The following is a 14,351-nucleotide window of genomic DNA, read 5'->3' as shown; positions in this document are numbered from 1 at the left end:
TCGCGACGACAGCGCCTATTCGATCACCTTCGGCACGAGATAGAGCCCCTCCTGCACGGCGGGCGCAGAACGCTGGAACTCTTCGCGGTTTACCTGCTCTGTAACTGCGTCGTTTCGCAGACGCAGCGCCACCTCTTCGATCTGCTCGATCGGATGCGCGAGCGGCTCGATGCCGGCGGTATCGACGGCCTGCATCTGCTCGACGAGCCCGAAGAAATCGTTCAGACGCGCGAGCGTCGGCTCGGCCTCCTGCTCGGGCAATTCGAGGCGCGCGAGGTGCGCAATGCGTTTTACATCGGTCAGGGTCAAAGACATTCGATCACCGGAGAAAGCTTGAACTGTCACGAAAGCGAAAACATTCGACGGGACAGGGAGTTACGTCACGGAAAGGAGCCACCAAGGAGACCATGAAAACGGGTCTGATGACGGCAAAAAGTACCGTCCAAATCCTATAGATACTCCAAAATTATAAGGTATCATTACGCGTTCCAACCAACTCCGGATCGAGCGGCCGGCAAGCTTCTCCCGAAATCAGCTTTCGCGAGAAACGTTTGCGAGGTTTGTCCCTTTCCCCCGGTAGATTTCTTCGCAGTATTGCACTTCGCGGTGACACATCCTTCGCTGCCTGCAAACTGTTATTTTTCCGCTGCCGTCCCAGGCGCTCGAAGCGAGGCACGGCTCCCAGCGAGACAGGATTTTTGAATGTTCGGTTTTTTGCGCAGCTACTTTTCCAACGACCTGGCGATTGATCTCGGTACCGCCAACACGCTGATCTACATGCGCGGCAAGGGCATTGTCCTTGACGAGCCTTCAGTGGTATCCATTCGCCAGGAAGGCGGCCCGAACGGCAAGAAGACAATTCAGGCCGTCGGCAAGGAAGCAAAACAGATGCTCGGCAAGGTGCCGGGCAACATCGAGGCGATCCGCCCGATGAAGGACGGCGTGATCGCCGACTTCACCGTCACCGAGCAGATGATCAAGCAGTTCATCAAGACTGCGCACGAATCGCGGATGTTCTCGCCTTCGCCGCGCATCATCATCTGCGTGCCGTGCGGTTCGACGCAAGTCGAGCGCCGCGCGATCAAGGAAGCGGCGCACGGCGCCGGCGCCTCGCAGGTGTACCTGATCGAAGAGCCGATGGCTGCTGCGATCGGCGCGGGCCTGCCCGTGTCGGAAGCAACCGGCTCGATGGTCGTCGACATCGGCGGCGGCACGACGGAAGTCGGCGTGATCTCGCTCGGTGGCATCGTGTACAAGGGCTCGGTGCGCGTTGGCGGCGACAAGTTCGACGAAGCCATCGTCAACTACATCCGCCGCAACTACGGCATGCTGATCGGCGAACAGACGGCTGAAGCCATCAAGAAGGAAATCGGTTCGGCTTTCCCCGGCTCCGAGGTCAAGGAGATGGAAGTCAAGGGCCGTAATCTCTCCGAAGGCATTCCGCGCAGCTTCACCATTTCGAGCAATGAAATCCTCGAAGCGCTGACCGATCCGCTGAACCAGATCGTGTCGTCGGTGAAAATCGCGCTCGAACAGACGCCGCCGGAACTCGGCGCCGACATCGCCGAACGCGGCATGATGCTGACGGGCGGCGGCGCGCTCCTGCGCGACCTCGACCGCCTGCTCGCGGAAGAAACCGGCCTGCCGGTCCTCGTCGCAGAAGATCCGCTGACGTGCGTCGTGCGCGGTTCGGGCATGGCGCTCGAGCGCATGGACAAGCTCGGCAGCATCTTCTCCTACGAGTAAGGTCGCCGGGGCGCTTTTTTCCGCTCGCCCCGACGCACTGACGCAGCATCCGCGTCACGCGACGCTCGCACGGCCCGGCACTCGTTCGGGCCGTTGTCGAAACAGCGTAGGGCAGGCCGGGCCACAAGTCCGTAACCTGCAGCATCGATCCAACCGCTCACGCCCTCGGCGCCGACCATGGAATACAGTCCGCCGCCACTTTTCAAGCAAGGCCCGTCTGCGCTCGCGCGGCTGATCTTCTTCGTGGTGCTCGCACTCGCGCTGCTCATCTCCGATGCCCGCTTCAACACGCTCGAAATCGTCCGGGGCGTGCTTGGCGCGGGCCTTTATCCTTTGCAGCGCGCCGCACTCGTGCCGCGCGACATCTTCATGGGCGCGACCGATCTCGCGATCACCAGCGCGACCTTGCGCAGCGAGAACCAGAAGCTCGCCGACAAGAACCTCCAGCTTTCCATCAAGGCCGGCGACGCCGAGCAGCTGAGCATCGAGAACACGCACCTGCGGGCGCTGCTGCAACTGCAGTCGCGCGCCACGACGCAGACCACGCCGGCCGAAGTCCAGTACGACACGCGCGATCCGTTCACGCAGAAGGTCGTGATCGGCAAGGGCGCGCAACAGGGCATCCAGGACGGCGCGCCGGTCGTGAACGAAGACGGCGTGATCGGCCAGGTCACGCGCGTGTTCCCGCTCCAGTCGGAAGTCACGCTGCTGTCCGACAAGGACCAGGCGGTGCCGGTTCAGATCGTGCGCACCGGCCTGCGCAGCGTGATCTACGGCACGCCCAAGGGCGATACGCTCGACCTGCGCTTCGTGCCGATCAGCGCCGACGTACAGGCGGGCGACCAGCTCGTGACGAGCGGACTCGATGGCATCTATCCGCCGGGGCTGGCCGTGGCGAAGGTCGTGCGCGTCGACAAGCAGGCCGATACGGCGTTCGCGCGCGTCGTGTGCCTGCCGGTCGCGCCCGTGCGCGGTGCGCGTCAGTTGCTCGTGCTGCACTACAACGTGAACGTGCCACCGAATCCGGTCGAAATCGAAGCCGCCGCGGCCGCAAAGGAAGCGAAGGAATCCAAGGGCAAGAAGGGCAAGGCGTCGAAGGCCGCGGCTCCGGCAGCGGGAAGCGCGGCTTCCGCGGCCGTCCCCGCCGGCCCGGCTTCCGCTTCCGCGGCGCCCGCGGCTGTGGCAAAGCCCGCCACGCCTGCGTCCGCGACACCCGCCGCGCCCGCCAAGCCCGCGTCCGCGGCGACGCCGCACAAGAGCAGAAAAGCGCACTTGCCCCGCGCCGCATCGGGAGTCGCGCAATGAACCGGCCGCAATACATCCTGCAGCCGGTCAATCCGTATTTCATCACGTTCAGCCTGGCCGCCGCCTTCCTGCTGAACCTGATGCCGTGGGGCCGCATGATCGCGGTGCCGGACGTCGTCGCGCTCGTGCTGCTGTTCTGGAACGTCCACCAGCCGCGCAAGGTCGGCATGGGTATCGCGTTCATGCTCGGCCTTCTGATGGACGTGCACAACGCCAGCCTGCTCGGCGAACATGCGCTCGCCTACACGCTCCTGTCCTACGGCGCGATTACGATTCACCGCCGCGTCCTGTGGATGTCGATGCCGGTGCAGGCGTTCGTCGTGGCGCCGCTGCTGGTCGGGGCGCACCTCGTGCCGTTCGTGATCCGCCTTCTGACGGGCGCCGCCTTCCCCGGCTGGGGCTATCTGATCGATGGCTTCGTCGAAGCGCTCCTGTGGCCGGTGGCGAGCTTCCTGCTGCTGATTCCGCAACGCCGCGCCGCCGACCCCGACGATACCCGCCCCATCTGAACCCCGCCCTGCGCCATTCCTTTCGATGGCGCGCGGCGCGGGAGCTACACTGAAATCGCGTACTGACGCGACATTTGCATGACCGAGATCAAGAACGCCGAACAACTGTTGTCGAGATTCCGCCTGCGCGTCGCGGCGGCGGGTCTGTTCGTGTTCGTCTGCTTCGGGCTGATCGGCCTGCGCTTTCTGTATCTGCAGGTCTGGCATTTCAGCAAGTATTCGTTGCAAGCGAACGAAAACCGCATCTCAGTCGCGCCTATCGTGCCGAACCGCGGCATCATCACCGACCGCAACGGCATCATCCTCGCGAAAAACTACTCGGCTTACACGCTCGAAATCACGCCGTCGAAGATCAGCGGCACGCTCGACGAGGAAATCGACAACCTCGCGCAAGTCATTCCCGTCGACGCCCGCGACCGCCGGCGTTTCAAGAAGCTTCTCGAAGACTCGAAGAACTTCGAAAGCCTGCCGATCCGCACACGCCTGACCGACGAGGAAGTCGCGCGCTTCACCGCGCAGCGTTTTCGCTTTCCGGGCGTCGAGGTGCGTGCGCGGCTCTTCCGCCAATATCCGCTCGGTCCGACGGCGGCGCACGTAATCGGCTATATCGGGCGGATTTCGCAGCGCGACCAGGAACGCATCGATAACGCCAGCGACCAGAACGACGCCGATCCGGAACACTACGATCCACGGCTCGACGCGAACAACTACAAGGGTACTGACTATGTCGGCAAGATCGGCGTCGAGCAGAGCTACGAGACCGAGCTGCACGGCCTGACGGGCTTCGAGGAAGTCGAAGTGACCGCGGGCGGGCGCCCCGTGCGCACGATGTCGCGCACGCAGGCGACGCCGGGCAACAATCTCGTGTTGTCGCTGGATATCGGTTTGCAGCAGGTCGCCGAGCAGGCGTTCGCGGGCAAGAAGGGTGCGCTCGTCGCCATCGAACCTTCGACCGGCGACGTCCTCGCGTTCGTCTCGGCGCCAAGCTTCGATCCGAATTCCTTCGTCGACGGCATCGACCAGCAGACCTGGGACTCGCTCAACAATTCGCCCGAGCATCCGCTCCTGAACCGTCCGCTGCACGGCACGTATCCGCCGGGTTCCACCTACAAGCCGTTCATGGCGCTCGCGGCGCTCACGCTCAAGAAGCGCACGCCCGGCTGGGGCTTCCAGGACCCGGGCTACTTCACGTTCGGCGGCCACACCTTCCGCAACGACGTGCGCTCGGGCCAGGGCTGGGTCGACATGAACCGTGCGATCGTCGTGTCGAACGACACGTATTTCTACATGCTCGCGCGCGATCTCGGCGTGAACGCGATGGCCACCTTCATGAAGCCGTGGGGATTCGGCCAGATCACCGGCATCGACATTTCCGGCGAGGCACGCGGCATTCTTCCGTCGACGGAATGGAAGAAGAAGGCGTATCGCAAGCCCGAGCAGCAACGCTGGTACGAAGGCGAGACGATCAGCCTCGGCATCGGACAGGGCTACAACTCCTTCACGATTCTCCAGCTCGCGCACGCGACCGCGACCCTCGCGAACGACGGCGTCGTGATGAAGCCGCATCTCGTGCGTGACATCGAGAATCCGATCACCAAGGACATGCGGGCCACCGTGCGCGATCCGAGCGACAAGATCGCCGTGCGCCAGCAGGACATCGACGTCATCAAGCGCGCGATGGAAGGCGTCGTGACGAACGGGACGGCGTCGAAGGTGTTCATCGGCGCTCCGTATCTCGCGGCCGGCAAGACGGGCACCGCGCAGGTCTACTCGCTGCAGGGCGCGAACTACAAGGGTCACGCGCTCGCGGAACATCTGCGCGACCACGCGCTCTTTATCGCGTTCGCGCCGGCGGAGCAGCCGAAGATCGCACTCGCGCTCATCGTGGAGAACGGCGGCTGGGGTGCGGAATCGGCGGGCCCGATCGCGCGCAAGGTGCTCGACTATTACCTCGTCGACAAGCTGAAACCGGGCGCGGAGGCCGCGGCCGTCGCGGCGGCGGCATCGGCGACGGTGGATGCCGGCACGCCTGTCATCGGTGGCGGGCAATCGCCGGCCGAGGCGGCGTTGCCCGCGTCTGTGGCGAACGCTTCGCCGGCGTTTTCACCGGCGGCGGCATCGCGCGTCGTGGCGGTCGCGCAGGCGGCATCGCGCGTCGTGGCGGGCGGCAAGGCGGCGAGCGCCCCGCGCGCCGCCTCTGCTGCTGTCGCGCCCGCAACTCCCGCTGCTCGCCCGGCTTCGGCACCCGCTGCCCGCGCCGCCTCCGCGCCGGCCGCCGCATCAACCGCGACCGCGCCGAATCGCAAACGCGCGCCGAAGGGCCCGGGCGGCGCTTCGCAGCCGGCCATTCCGCGCAACGACACGGTCCAAACCCTGGCGCCTACGGGCGGCATCGACGAATAAGGGGAGAACAGGATGCAATTTGACAAGCGCGCCTGGATCGACCGGGCAAAGCGCATGTTCGCGGGCTTCGACCGCCCGCTCGCGCTGATCGTATTTCTGCTGCTGTGCGTCGGCATCGTCACGCTCTACAGCGCGAGTCTCGACATGCCCGGCCGCGTCGAGGACCAGCTGCGCAACATCATGCTGACCTTCGGCCTCATGTGGATCCTCGCGAACATTCCGCCGCCAACGCTCATGCGCTTCGCCGTGCCGCTCTATACGTTCGGCGTCGCGCTGCTGATCGCGGTCGCGAGCTTCGGACTCACGCGCAAGGGCGCCAAGCGCTGGCTGAACGTCGGCGTAGTGATCCAGCCGTCGGAGATCATGAAGATCGCAATGCCGCTGATGCTCGCGTGGTACTACCAGCGGCGCGAAGGCCAGATCCGCTGGTGGGATTACATCGTCGGGTTTCTCATTCTGATGGTGCCGGTCGGCCTGATCGCAAAGCAGCCCGATCTCGGCACGGCGGTGCTCGTGTTCGCGGCCGGCTTCTTCGTCATCTACTTCGCGGGATTGAGTTTCAAGCTGCTCGTGCCTGTGCTGGCGGCGGGTGTCGTCGTGGTGGCGTGCGTCGCCGTATTCCAGGATCGCATCTGCCAGCCCGAAGTGAACTGGCCGCTGATGCATGATTATCAGAAGCACCGCATCTGCACGCTGCTCGATCCGACTTCCGATCCGCTCGGCAAGGGCTTCCACACGATCCAGGCAGTCATCGCGATCGGCTCCGGCGGCACGCTCGGCAAAGGCTGGCTGAAGGGCACGCAGGCTCACCTGGAGTTCATCCCCGAGAAACATACCGACTTCATCTTCGCGGTCTTCTCGGAGGAATTTGGTCTTGCCGGCGGCCTCGTCCTGCTCTTCCTCTATATGGCGCTGATCGCGCGCGGACTGTATATCGCGGCGAACGGCTCGACCATGTTTGGACGGCTCCTCGCAGGATCGCTGACGCTCGCGTTCTTTACCTACGCTTTCGTCAATATCGGGATGGTGAGCGGCATTCTGCCTGTGGTCGGCGTTCCGCTGCCGTTCATGAGCTATGGCGGTACGGCATTGACGACGCTTGGCGTCGCGGTCGGGCTGATCATGAGCGTCGCGCGGCAGAAGCGATTGATGCAGAGCTAAAAGCTAAACTCCTTCGACCAGCAAGCAAAAGGCCGTTCCGGTTTATTTCGGAACGGCCTTTTCCATTGACTCAAAACGCCTCTGCCTCACTGCGGCTTGCTGCGTTCCAGTTCAGCGCTGAGTTGCTGGAATTTGAGCTTCGCTGCGGGATCGCCCTGCGCGGCTGCTGCCGCGTAATACGCCCGCGCGACGTTCAGGTTGCGCTCGACGCCATCCCCGCCGCGCTCATAAAACGATCCGGCCACGTACTGCGCCGTCATGTCACCGCCCTGCGCCGCCTTCTTGTACCAGTTGAACGCCTGCGTGTTGTCGCGCGCGGTCCCGCGTCCGTCGAGGAACTGGTTCGCGAGTGCGAGTTCCGCCTGCACATGTCCCTGGTTCGCGGCGCGCAGGAACCAGCGATGCGCCTCCGCCGGGTCCTTCTCGACGAACTCTCCGTCGTCGTACATCTTGCCGTAGACGTATTGCGCATGGGCCATGTTGGCGTCGGCGGCACGGCGGAGCCAAAGCTTGCCCTCGTCGATGTCGGCGGCGCCGCCCTCGCCGTTCAGCAGCATCATCGCGTAGTTGAATTCCGCGAGCCGGCTGCCCTGTTGCGCCGCGCGCCGGAACTCCGAGCGCGCCGCAACGAGATTGCCGGCGTTGTAATTGGCGACGGCATTCTGCGTCGCGACATCGGCCGATTTCAGTTGCGTCTGCGCATGTGCCTGTCCGCCGAACGCTACGACGAGCGCCATCGACGCCACCGCGGCTTTCCACCGCATTGCCGTCCTCATGTCCGAGCCTCCTGCAACGCCTGACGCGTTGCCTTCAACAGCCACATCCCGTCCGATGCCAGCGCGATCACCTTGATGCCCGCCTGCGCGTACTGGCGCGCACTCGCGACGTCGAGCACGAAGATGCCGCTCGCGATGCCCGCACGCCTCGTCGCCGCGACGACGCGTTCGATCGCTGCCTGCACGTCGGGATGCTTCGCGTCGCCGAGATGGCCGAGGCTCGCTGCAAGATCAGCCGGCCCGATGAACAGGCAATCGATGCCGGGCGTCGCGGCGATCGCGTCGACGGCTTCGAGCGCCGCCAGCGATTCGATCTGCACGATCGTAGCGATTTGCGCGTTGGCGGTCGTCATGTAGTCGCGGCGCATGCCGTAGGCCGCGGCGCGCACGGCGCCCGCCGCGCCGCGCAGACCGTCGCGCGCGTCGGCCGTCGGATATTGGGTGAGCCGTGCGATGCGCGCCGCCTCGTCCGCGGATTCGACGTTCGGAAACATCAGCGTGCGCGCGCCTGCATCAAGCACGCGCTTGACGAGCCAGCCTTCCGCGGCGGGGACGCGCACCACCGGCTCGCTCGGCAGATGCGCGGCGGCGATCGCGCGCAACTGATCGACGACATCGCGGCTGTCGTTCGCCGAATGTTCCATGTCGATGCACAGCCAGTCGAAGCCGGCATGCGCGAGTGCCTCGGCCGCATCGGCGCTGCCGAGCGACAGCCACAGGCCGAACAGGGTGCCTGACTCGGCGAAGCGCTGCTTGAGAGGATTGGTGAAGGTGCTCATCGCGCGGCTCCGTGGCGGGCCGCGGCGATCAGCCAGGGGACGAAGAATGACGGCATGGGTCTCGCTCCGTGTTCGCGCCGCCCGGTCAGAAGCGGCTTATCGAGCGATCATACCGTGACAATAACGGCGGCGCCGGAGCGCGCCGGATCAGGCGCGTTCGACGTCGGCCCAGCAGTTCGGCGTTTCGTAGAGACGCACGCGCTTGAGCTTGAGATTGACGCCGTAGTGCGCATCGTAGACCTCGGCGAGGATGCCGAATGCCACCGCCGCCATGTTCTCGACGGTCGGAATGCGGTCGAGCACGACGGTCTTGTGGCCCGCCATCGAATCGAGAAATTCGCGCACTTTCACGTCGCCCTCGTAGACGAGAAACGCGTGATCCCACTTGTTCACGAGGTGCTCCATCGCGAGCGATTTCACGTCGGCGAAATCCATCACCATGCCGCGATCCGGCGCGCCTTCCGTATCGACGAGGTCGCCCTGCAGCGTGATCTCCAGCACGTAGCGATGCCCGTGCAGGTTACGGCACTGACTGCGGTGATCGGGGATGCGGTGGCCCGCGTCGAATTCGAGTTTTCGGGTAATCGTCTGCACGTCGGCTCAATCTTCTTGAATCAGGGGATGTTCAGGTACTTGTGGGTCTGCATCGACAGGCGCCACTTCGGATGACGCTTGCACCAGTCGATCGCGAGCTTCGTATTGATGTTGCGCGACGGACCGTCCATCGGCTGCACGAGGAAATACTCGAAGTCGAGCTTCGCGTAGTCGGCGAGACGCTGGTTGTCCTGCGGCACGACCACTTTCAATTCGTTGCCCTTCGTCACGACGAGCGGCGCATCGGCCTTCGGGCTCACGCAAATCCAGTCGATCGTATCGAGCACCGGCAGCGAGCCGTTCGTCTCGATCGCGATTTCGAAGCCGGCTTCGTGCAGCGCATCGACGATTGGCTGGTCGATCTGCAGCATCGGCTCGCCGCCCGTGCACACGACGAACCTGTGCGCCTCGCCTTCGGGCCACAGCGACGCGATCACCGCGACGAGATCAGCCGGCGTGCGGTACTTGCCGCCGTTCTCGCCATCGGTGCCGACGAAGTCGGTGTCGCAAAACTGGCAGACGGCGTCGGCGCGGTCTTCCTCGCGGCCCGACCACAGATTGCATCCGGCGAAGCGGCAGAACACCGCCGGGCGCCCGGCGTTTGCGCCCTCGCCCTGCAACGTATAGAAGATTTCCTTTACCGCGTACGTCATGACTGCTCTGTCGTTCCCAAAAATGTCAGACCGGTTCGGTCGTCACCTGCTCGCCCGCGCGATACGCCTCGAAGCCCCGCTTGCGCAGCTTGCACGCCGGGCACTGGCCGCAGCCGAAGCCCCATTCGTGCAACTCGGCGCGCTCGCCGACGTAGCACGTATGCGTTTCGACGCGAACCAGTTCGACGAGCTTCTCGCCGCCGAGCGTTTCGGCCAGACGCCACGTATCGGCCTTGTCGAGCCACATCAGCGGCGTCTCCAGCGCGTAGCGCGTTTCCATGCCGAGATTCAGCGCGACCTGCAGCGCCTTCATCGTGTCGTCGCGGCAGTCGGGGTAGCCGGAGAAATCCGTCTCGCACATGCCGCCGACGAGCACCTTCAATCCCCGCCGATACGCGATCGCCGCGGCGATCGTCATGAACATCAGGTTGCGGCCCGGCACGAATGTGTTCGGCAACCCATTGGTCGTCGCTTCGATTTCGATTTCGCGGGTCATCGCGGTCTCGCTGATCGCGCCGAGCACCGACAGGTCGATCATGTGATCGTCGCCGAGCCGGTCCACCCACTGCGGAAACTCCCGCGCGATGGCCGCGCGAAAACCGTCGCGGCATTCCAGTTCTACGCGATGCCGCTGGCCGTAATCGAAGCCGAGCGTCTCGACCGTCCTGTAGCGTTCGAGTGCCCAGGCAAGGCACGTGGCCGAGTCCTGGCCGCCGGAAAACAGCACGAGCGCGCTGTCCTTAGCGTCTGTCCGAGTCACCGTGAAACTCCGTGAATGTGGCTGATGTGGCGCGCGATGCCGCGGTGTGCAACCCGCCTTCGCGCGACCGGCGCGGGCCGGCCAGTTCAGTATAGAAGCCCTCGATTCGCCGGAGCGCGCGTGGGCCTTATACCGCCCTTTCGTCATCGTCCCGATCGCCGACACTCACTCGCCACGCTGGGCCACGATGCGCGCATTACCGCGAAAACGACAAAGGACTTGCCGGCCGAATGCTGCAAGTCCTTGAGCGGACACGAATTTTAGCACGCGGGACGGAAGCTTCGCCGGGCGCCGCGCTAAGCGCGTCAGCAGCGACCGAGCGTAATAGAAAAGGCCCGGAAATCTTGCGATTTCCGGGCCTTCTTGCAACTGTGGTGGCCTGGGGCGGAATCGAACCACCGACACGCGGATTTTCAATCCGCTGCTCTACCAACTGAGCTACCGGGCCAACGAAGAACGAAAGTATATCAAAGGGGTTTCACTGCCTCAAGCCCTTTTGAGCAATTTTCTTAAAACGACGGCCCGTCGCTCGACGGCCGTTGACCGCCACTCACGCCTCGCTCTTGTTCTTGCCGAGATCGACGCCGAGCTGCTTGAGCTTGCGGTACAAGTGCGTGCGTTCGAGCCCGGTCTTCTCCGCGACGCGCGTCATGCTGCCATTCTCGCGCGCGAGGTGATATTCGAAGTACGCGCGCTCGAACGCGTCGCGTGCGTCGCGCAGCGGAATGTCGAAGGAGATCGATGCCGTCTGGCCCGTCTGCGCCTGCGGCGTGCCCGCCGCGCCCGCATCGCCCGTCGCGCCCATAGCGGAAGCGCTCGGCAATGCCGCCGCCGCCGGCACGCTCGACAGTCCTGCGGGCACAAGCGGCTTCGCCGTCGCGGACAGGATCGGCGGCGCCGCCGTTCCATGCGCGAGCCCCTGCTCCACCGCCTTCAGCAGCTTTTGCAGCGCGATCGGCTTCTCGAGGAAGTTGAGCGCGCCGATCTTCGTCGCTTCGACGGCCGTGTCGATGGTCGCATGGCCGGACATCATGATGACCGGCATAGTGAGCTTGCCCTGCGCGGCCCACTCCTTGAGCAAGGTCACGCCGTCGGTATCGGGCATCCAGATGTCGAGCAGGACGAGATCGGGTGCCATCCGGAGACGGTAGTCGCGCGCATGCTGCGCGTTCTCAGCCGTCTCCACGACATGCCCCTCGTCGCTCAGGATTTCCGAGAGCAATTCCCGGATACCCATTTCGTCGTCTACCACCAGGATGGTTGCCATTTACGCTGCCCTTGTCTGCACTGTTGCTTTTGTCGTTCCGTGGCCTGGCGCCGCGCTCGCTGCCGGCGGCGTCGCACCCGGCTGAGCGGCGTCGTCCGCGAGTTGGAGAAACAGGATCGATATCTGCGCACCTTCGATCACTTCGGCCGCCTTCAGCCGATTGCGAATGTCGATGCGCGCGCCGTGCTCGTCGACGATCTTCTTCACCGTTGCAAGACCCAGGCCCGTGCCCTTCGCCTTCGTCGTGACGTAAGGTTCGAACGCGCGCGAAAGAATGCGCGCCGAGAAGCCCGGACCGTTGTCCGATACCGTCAGCCGCACCGCAACACGAGCGTGGCCCGACGGATCGGGGTCGCCATATTCTACTGTTCTCGTTTCGAGCAGCACGCGCGGTTCCGCAACATCCGCCACCGCGTCCTGCGCATTTTGCAGCAGGTTGTGGATCACTTGCCGAAGCTGGGTGGCGTCCCCGCGGATCACCGGCAGCTTTGCGAGATCGATCGCGATCGGGCTCTTGCCCTCTTCGATGCCATAGAGCGTCAGCACTTCCGCAACGAGATCGTTCAGTTGCAGATTGCCGAGCACCGCGGGCGGCGTGCGCGCGTATTCGCGGAAATCGTCGACCATCTGCTTCATCGCCTGCACCTGGTTCACGATGGTCGTCGCGCCGCGCTTCAACACGTCGGCGTCGTGCGGCCCGAGCTTGTCGGCGAGCTTCATCTGCAGGCGCTCGGCGGAAAGCTGGATCGGCGTGAGCGGGTTCTTGATCTCGTGCGCGAGCCGCCGCGCAACTTCACCCCACGCGACCGAGCGCTGCGCCGAAATCACGTCGGAGATGTCATCGAACACGACGACGTAGCCGGCCGTCTCGGCGTCCTCGGTGTCGCTTTCGGTCGCACTCAGCAACTGCGTGCCGCGCACGAGCAAGGTGAGCGGATCGTTCTCGCCCGGCACCGTCACCGCGATCTGCTGCTGCCAGTGCCCGCGATCGCCGACCGGCTTGCCGCTGCCGCTCGATGCCGCATCCCGTTCGGCGAACGCCTTGCGCACCATCGCGCCGAACTCCGCGAGCACGTCGATCTGCTCGAGCGGCTGGTTCAGCGACGCGCTGAACGGCTGGCGGAAGATCCGCTCCGCGCCGCGATTGGCGGTGGTCAGCCGGAACTGGCGGTCGAACACGAACACGCCCGCAGTGAGGTTCGCGAGGATGCTTTCGAGATACGCCTTCGAATGTTCGAGCGCGACGCGATTCGCCTCGACCGCGGCGCGCGCCTCCGACAACTGCCGGGTCATCGCGTTGAACGACTGCGTGAGAAAGCCGAGTTCGTCGCGCGACTTCACCTCGCGCTTGGGCGTGTAGTCACCCTCGGCGACTTCCTTCGTCCCTTGCGCGAGCAAAAAGAGCGGCCGCGCGAGCTGATTGCCGAGCGCGAGCGCGAGCATCATCGCGATGAAGGTCGCGAGGAACAGCGCGAGCGTCAGCGTGCCGATGTACATCTTGCGCAAGCCGGTGCGCCCGAGCCGCTTCTCCTGATATTCGCGATACGCGCGCTGCACGGCGTCGGCGTTGTGCGCGAGCGCCTGGCTCACCGGCTGCTCGATCTGCAGGAAACGTTCGGCGGGCTGCAGTTCCGTCGTGGTCGAGTCGGGAATTTTCACGATCACGCGCAGACGCAGCGCGCCCTTCGGCCCTGTCACGCCGGGTTCGCCGTCGACTTCGCCCTCGATCGCGCCATACGGACGATCGCGCGACTGCGTGATCATCAAGGGCGTCGGCAGGTTGTCCGGCACGAGCGCCGAGAAGTTGCTCGACGCCTGAGCGACCACGCGCACATCGGGCGCGGTTCCGCCGCCGCCTCGCATCGGTTCGACGATGGTCGCGTCCTGCACGTTGAACTGGTCGCGCAGGCGCAGGAGCGCGAGTGTGAGGCTCGCGGGATCGGCGCTCGAAAGCTGGTCGCTCATCAACCGGCCCTTGTTCTGCAGGTCGGAAAGCGACGCGTCGAGCATCCCGCGGCCGAGGTTGAGCCCCGAGGTCAGCGCGGTCTCGACGTTGACGTCGAACCACGATTCGATGCTGCGCGACACGAATTGATACGACACGACGTAGATGATGCCGCCCGGCACGACCCCCACCAGCGCGAAAATGAACGCGAGCTTCGCGAGGAGCCGCGTGCCGAACTTGCCCTGCCGCACCCGTGAAACGATGATGAGCACGAGCCCCGCGACTATCGCGAGAAAGGTCAGCGCGACGGCCACGTTTGCGGCGTAGAGCCACGAGTAGTATCGGTCGAAGAACTCGGTGTTCGCACTGGCGAGCGCGAGCATCACGAGCAGCAGCACTGCCGTGATGGCGACCGTCGAGACCAGCAGGCGAACGACAAAACTCTTCATGTTC

Annotated in this window: 13 protein-coding genes and 1 tRNA gene; 5 read left to right on the top strand and 9 right to left on the bottom strand. The window is 64.6% G+C overall.

Features of this window, described 5'->3' with window-relative positions:
• Positions 1 to 15: 15 nt before the first annotated feature.
• Entirely contained in the window at positions 16 to 315 is a 300-nt protein-coding gene (gatC, locus tag AWB81_RS19870) for an Asp-tRNA(Asn)/Glu-tRNA(Gln) amidotransferase subunit GatC (protein WP_062638262.1), read from the bottom strand.
• A 387-nt stretch (positions 316 to 702) separates the two neighbouring features.
• On the opposite strand from gatC, the gene AWB81_RS19865 reads away from it, so the two are divergent.
• The 5 genes from AWB81_RS19865 (at position 703) to rodA (ending at position 7,124) form a co-directional block, all read left to right on the top strand.
• Positions 703 to 1,746, top strand: coding sequence for a rod shape-determining protein (locus tag AWB81_RS19865; RefSeq protein WP_004189550.1), 1,044 nt, complete (start codon positions 703 to 705; stop codon positions 1,744 to 1,746).
• A gap of 177 nt (positions 1,747 to 1,923) precedes the next feature.
• Entirely contained in the window at positions 1,924 to 3,051 is a 1,128-nt protein-coding gene (gene mreC, locus AWB81_RS19860; protein WP_062638261.1) for a rod shape-determining protein MreC, read from the top strand.
• Complete coding sequence (gene mreD / locus AWB81_RS19855) at positions 3,048 to 3,560, top strand: rod shape-determining protein MreD (protein WP_062638260.1); 513 nt, start codon at positions 3,048 to 3,050, stop codon at positions 3,558 to 3,560. Before mreC ends, mreD begins: the two co-directional genes overlap by 4 nt.
• Positions 3,561 to 3,638: 78 nt before the next feature.
• Entirely contained in the window at positions 3,639 to 5,963 is a 2,325-nt protein-coding gene (gene mrdA, locus AWB81_RS19850; protein WP_062638259.1) for a penicillin-binding protein 2, read from the top strand.
• 12 nt (positions 5,964 to 5,975) lie between these two features.
• Positions 5,976 to 7,124, top strand: coding sequence for a rod shape-determining protein RodA (gene rodA / locus AWB81_RS19845; protein ID WP_062638258.1), 1,149 nt, complete (start codon positions 5,976 to 5,978; stop codon positions 7,122 to 7,124).
• Positions 7,125 to 7,210: 86 nt separating this feature from the next.
• Here rodA and AWB81_RS19840 read toward each other — a convergent pair whose 3' ends face one another.
• The 8 genes from AWB81_RS19840 to AWB81_RS19805 form a co-directional block, all read right to left on the bottom strand.
• Positions 7,211 to 7,888, bottom strand: a complete 678-nt coding sequence (locus tag AWB81_RS19840) for a tetratricopeptide repeat protein (protein ID WP_062638257.1) — start codon at positions 7,886 to 7,888, stop codon at positions 7,211 to 7,213.
• Positions 7,889 to 7,896: 8 nt separating this feature from the next.
• The gene (locus tag AWB81_RS19835) at positions 7,897 to 8,679 is read right to left on the bottom strand and encodes an HpcH/HpaI aldolase family protein (protein ID WP_062638256.1); all 783 of its coding nucleotides are present in this window, start codon (positions 8,677 to 8,679) and stop codon (positions 7,897 to 7,899) included.
• A 147-nt stretch (positions 8,680 to 8,826) separates the two neighbouring features.
• The gene (queD, locus tag AWB81_RS19830; protein WP_062638255.1) at positions 8,827 to 9,273 is read right to left on the bottom strand and encodes a 6-carboxytetrahydropterin synthase QueD; all 447 of its coding nucleotides are present in this window, start codon (positions 9,271 to 9,273) and stop codon (positions 8,827 to 8,829) included.
• 20 nt (positions 9,274 to 9,293) lie between these two features.
• Entirely contained in the window at positions 9,294 to 9,926 is a 633-nt protein-coding gene (gene queE, locus AWB81_RS19825) for a 7-carboxy-7-deazaguanine synthase (protein WP_062638254.1), read from the bottom strand.
• 25 nt (positions 9,927 to 9,951) lie between these two features.
• Positions 9,952 to 10,686, bottom strand: coding sequence for a 7-cyano-7-deazaguanine synthase QueC (gene queC / locus AWB81_RS19820; protein WP_062638253.1), 735 nt, complete (start codon positions 10,684 to 10,686; stop codon positions 9,952 to 9,954).
• Positions 10,687 to 11,058: 372 nt separating this feature from the next.
• Positions 11,059 to 11,134 (bottom strand) — tRNA-Phe (locus tag AWB81_RS19815).
• 102 nt (positions 11,135 to 11,236) lie between these two features.
• Positions 11,237 to 11,953 carry a response regulator transcription factor EsaR gene (gene esaR / locus AWB81_RS19810; RefSeq protein ID WP_062638252.1) on the bottom strand — a complete coding sequence of 239 codons (717 nt, stop codon included), beginning with the start codon at positions 11,951 to 11,953 and terminating at the stop codon, positions 11,237 to 11,239.
• The gene (locus AWB81_RS19805; protein WP_062638251.1) at positions 11,954 to 14,347 is read right to left on the bottom strand and encodes a sensor histidine kinase; all 2,394 of its coding nucleotides are present in this window, start codon (positions 14,345 to 14,347) and stop codon (positions 11,954 to 11,956) included.
• Between the last annotated feature and the right edge of the window lie 4 nt (positions 14,348 to 14,351).

The organism is Caballeronia arationis, assembly GCF_001544975.2.
In the GTDB taxonomy this organism is placed as follows: domain Bacteria; phylum Pseudomonadota; class Gammaproteobacteria; order Burkholderiales; family Burkholderiaceae; genus Caballeronia; species Caballeronia arationis.
Note: the sequence above shows the minus strand (reverse complement) of the source record. Positions and strands in the feature narration are given on the sequence as shown.

What these genes read in the sequence shown, in the direction of transcription:
- esaR (WP_062638252.1), bottom strand. Translation starts at nt 11,953, where the DNA reads ATGGCAACCATCCTGGTGGTAGACGACGAAATGGGTATCCGGGAATTG.
- mreC (WP_062638261.1), top strand. Translation starts at nt 1,924, where the DNA reads ATGGAATACAGTCCGCCGCCACTTTTCAAGCAAGGCCCGTCTGCGCTC.
- AWB81_RS19840 (WP_062638257.1), bottom strand. Translation starts at nt 7,888, where the DNA reads ATGCGGTGGAAAGCCGCGGTGGCGTCGATGGCGCTCGTCGTAGCGTTC.
- rodA (WP_062638258.1), top strand. Translation starts at nt 5,976, where the DNA reads ATGCAATTTGACAAGCGCGCCTGGATCGACCGGGCAAAGCGCATGTTC.
- AWB81_RS19805 (WP_062638251.1), bottom strand. Translation starts at nt 14,347, where the DNA reads ATGAAGAGTTTTGTCGTTCGCCTGCTGGTCTCGACGGTCGCCATCACG.
- mrdA (WP_062638259.1), top strand. Translation starts at nt 3,639, where the DNA reads ATGACCGAGATCAAGAACGCCGAACAACTGTTGTCGAGATTCCGCCTG.
- AWB81_RS19835 (WP_062638256.1), bottom strand. Translation starts at nt 8,679, where the DNA reads ATGAGCACCTTCACCAATCCTCTCAAGCAGCGCTTCGCCGAGTCAGGC.
- AWB81_RS19865 (WP_004189550.1), top strand. Translation starts at nt 703, where the DNA reads ATGTTCGGTTTTTTGCGCAGCTACTTTTCCAACGACCTGGCGATTGAT.
- mreD (WP_062638260.1), top strand. Translation starts at nt 3,048, where the DNA reads ATGAACCGGCCGCAATACATCCTGCAGCCGGTCAATCCGTATTTCATC.
- queE (WP_062638254.1), bottom strand. Translation starts at nt 9,926, where the DNA reads ATGACGTACGCGGTAAAGGAAATCTTCTATACGTTGCAGGGCGAGGGC.
- gatC (WP_062638262.1), bottom strand. Translation starts at nt 315, where the DNA reads ATGTCTTTGACCCTGACCGATGTAAAACGCATTGCGCACCTCGCGCGC.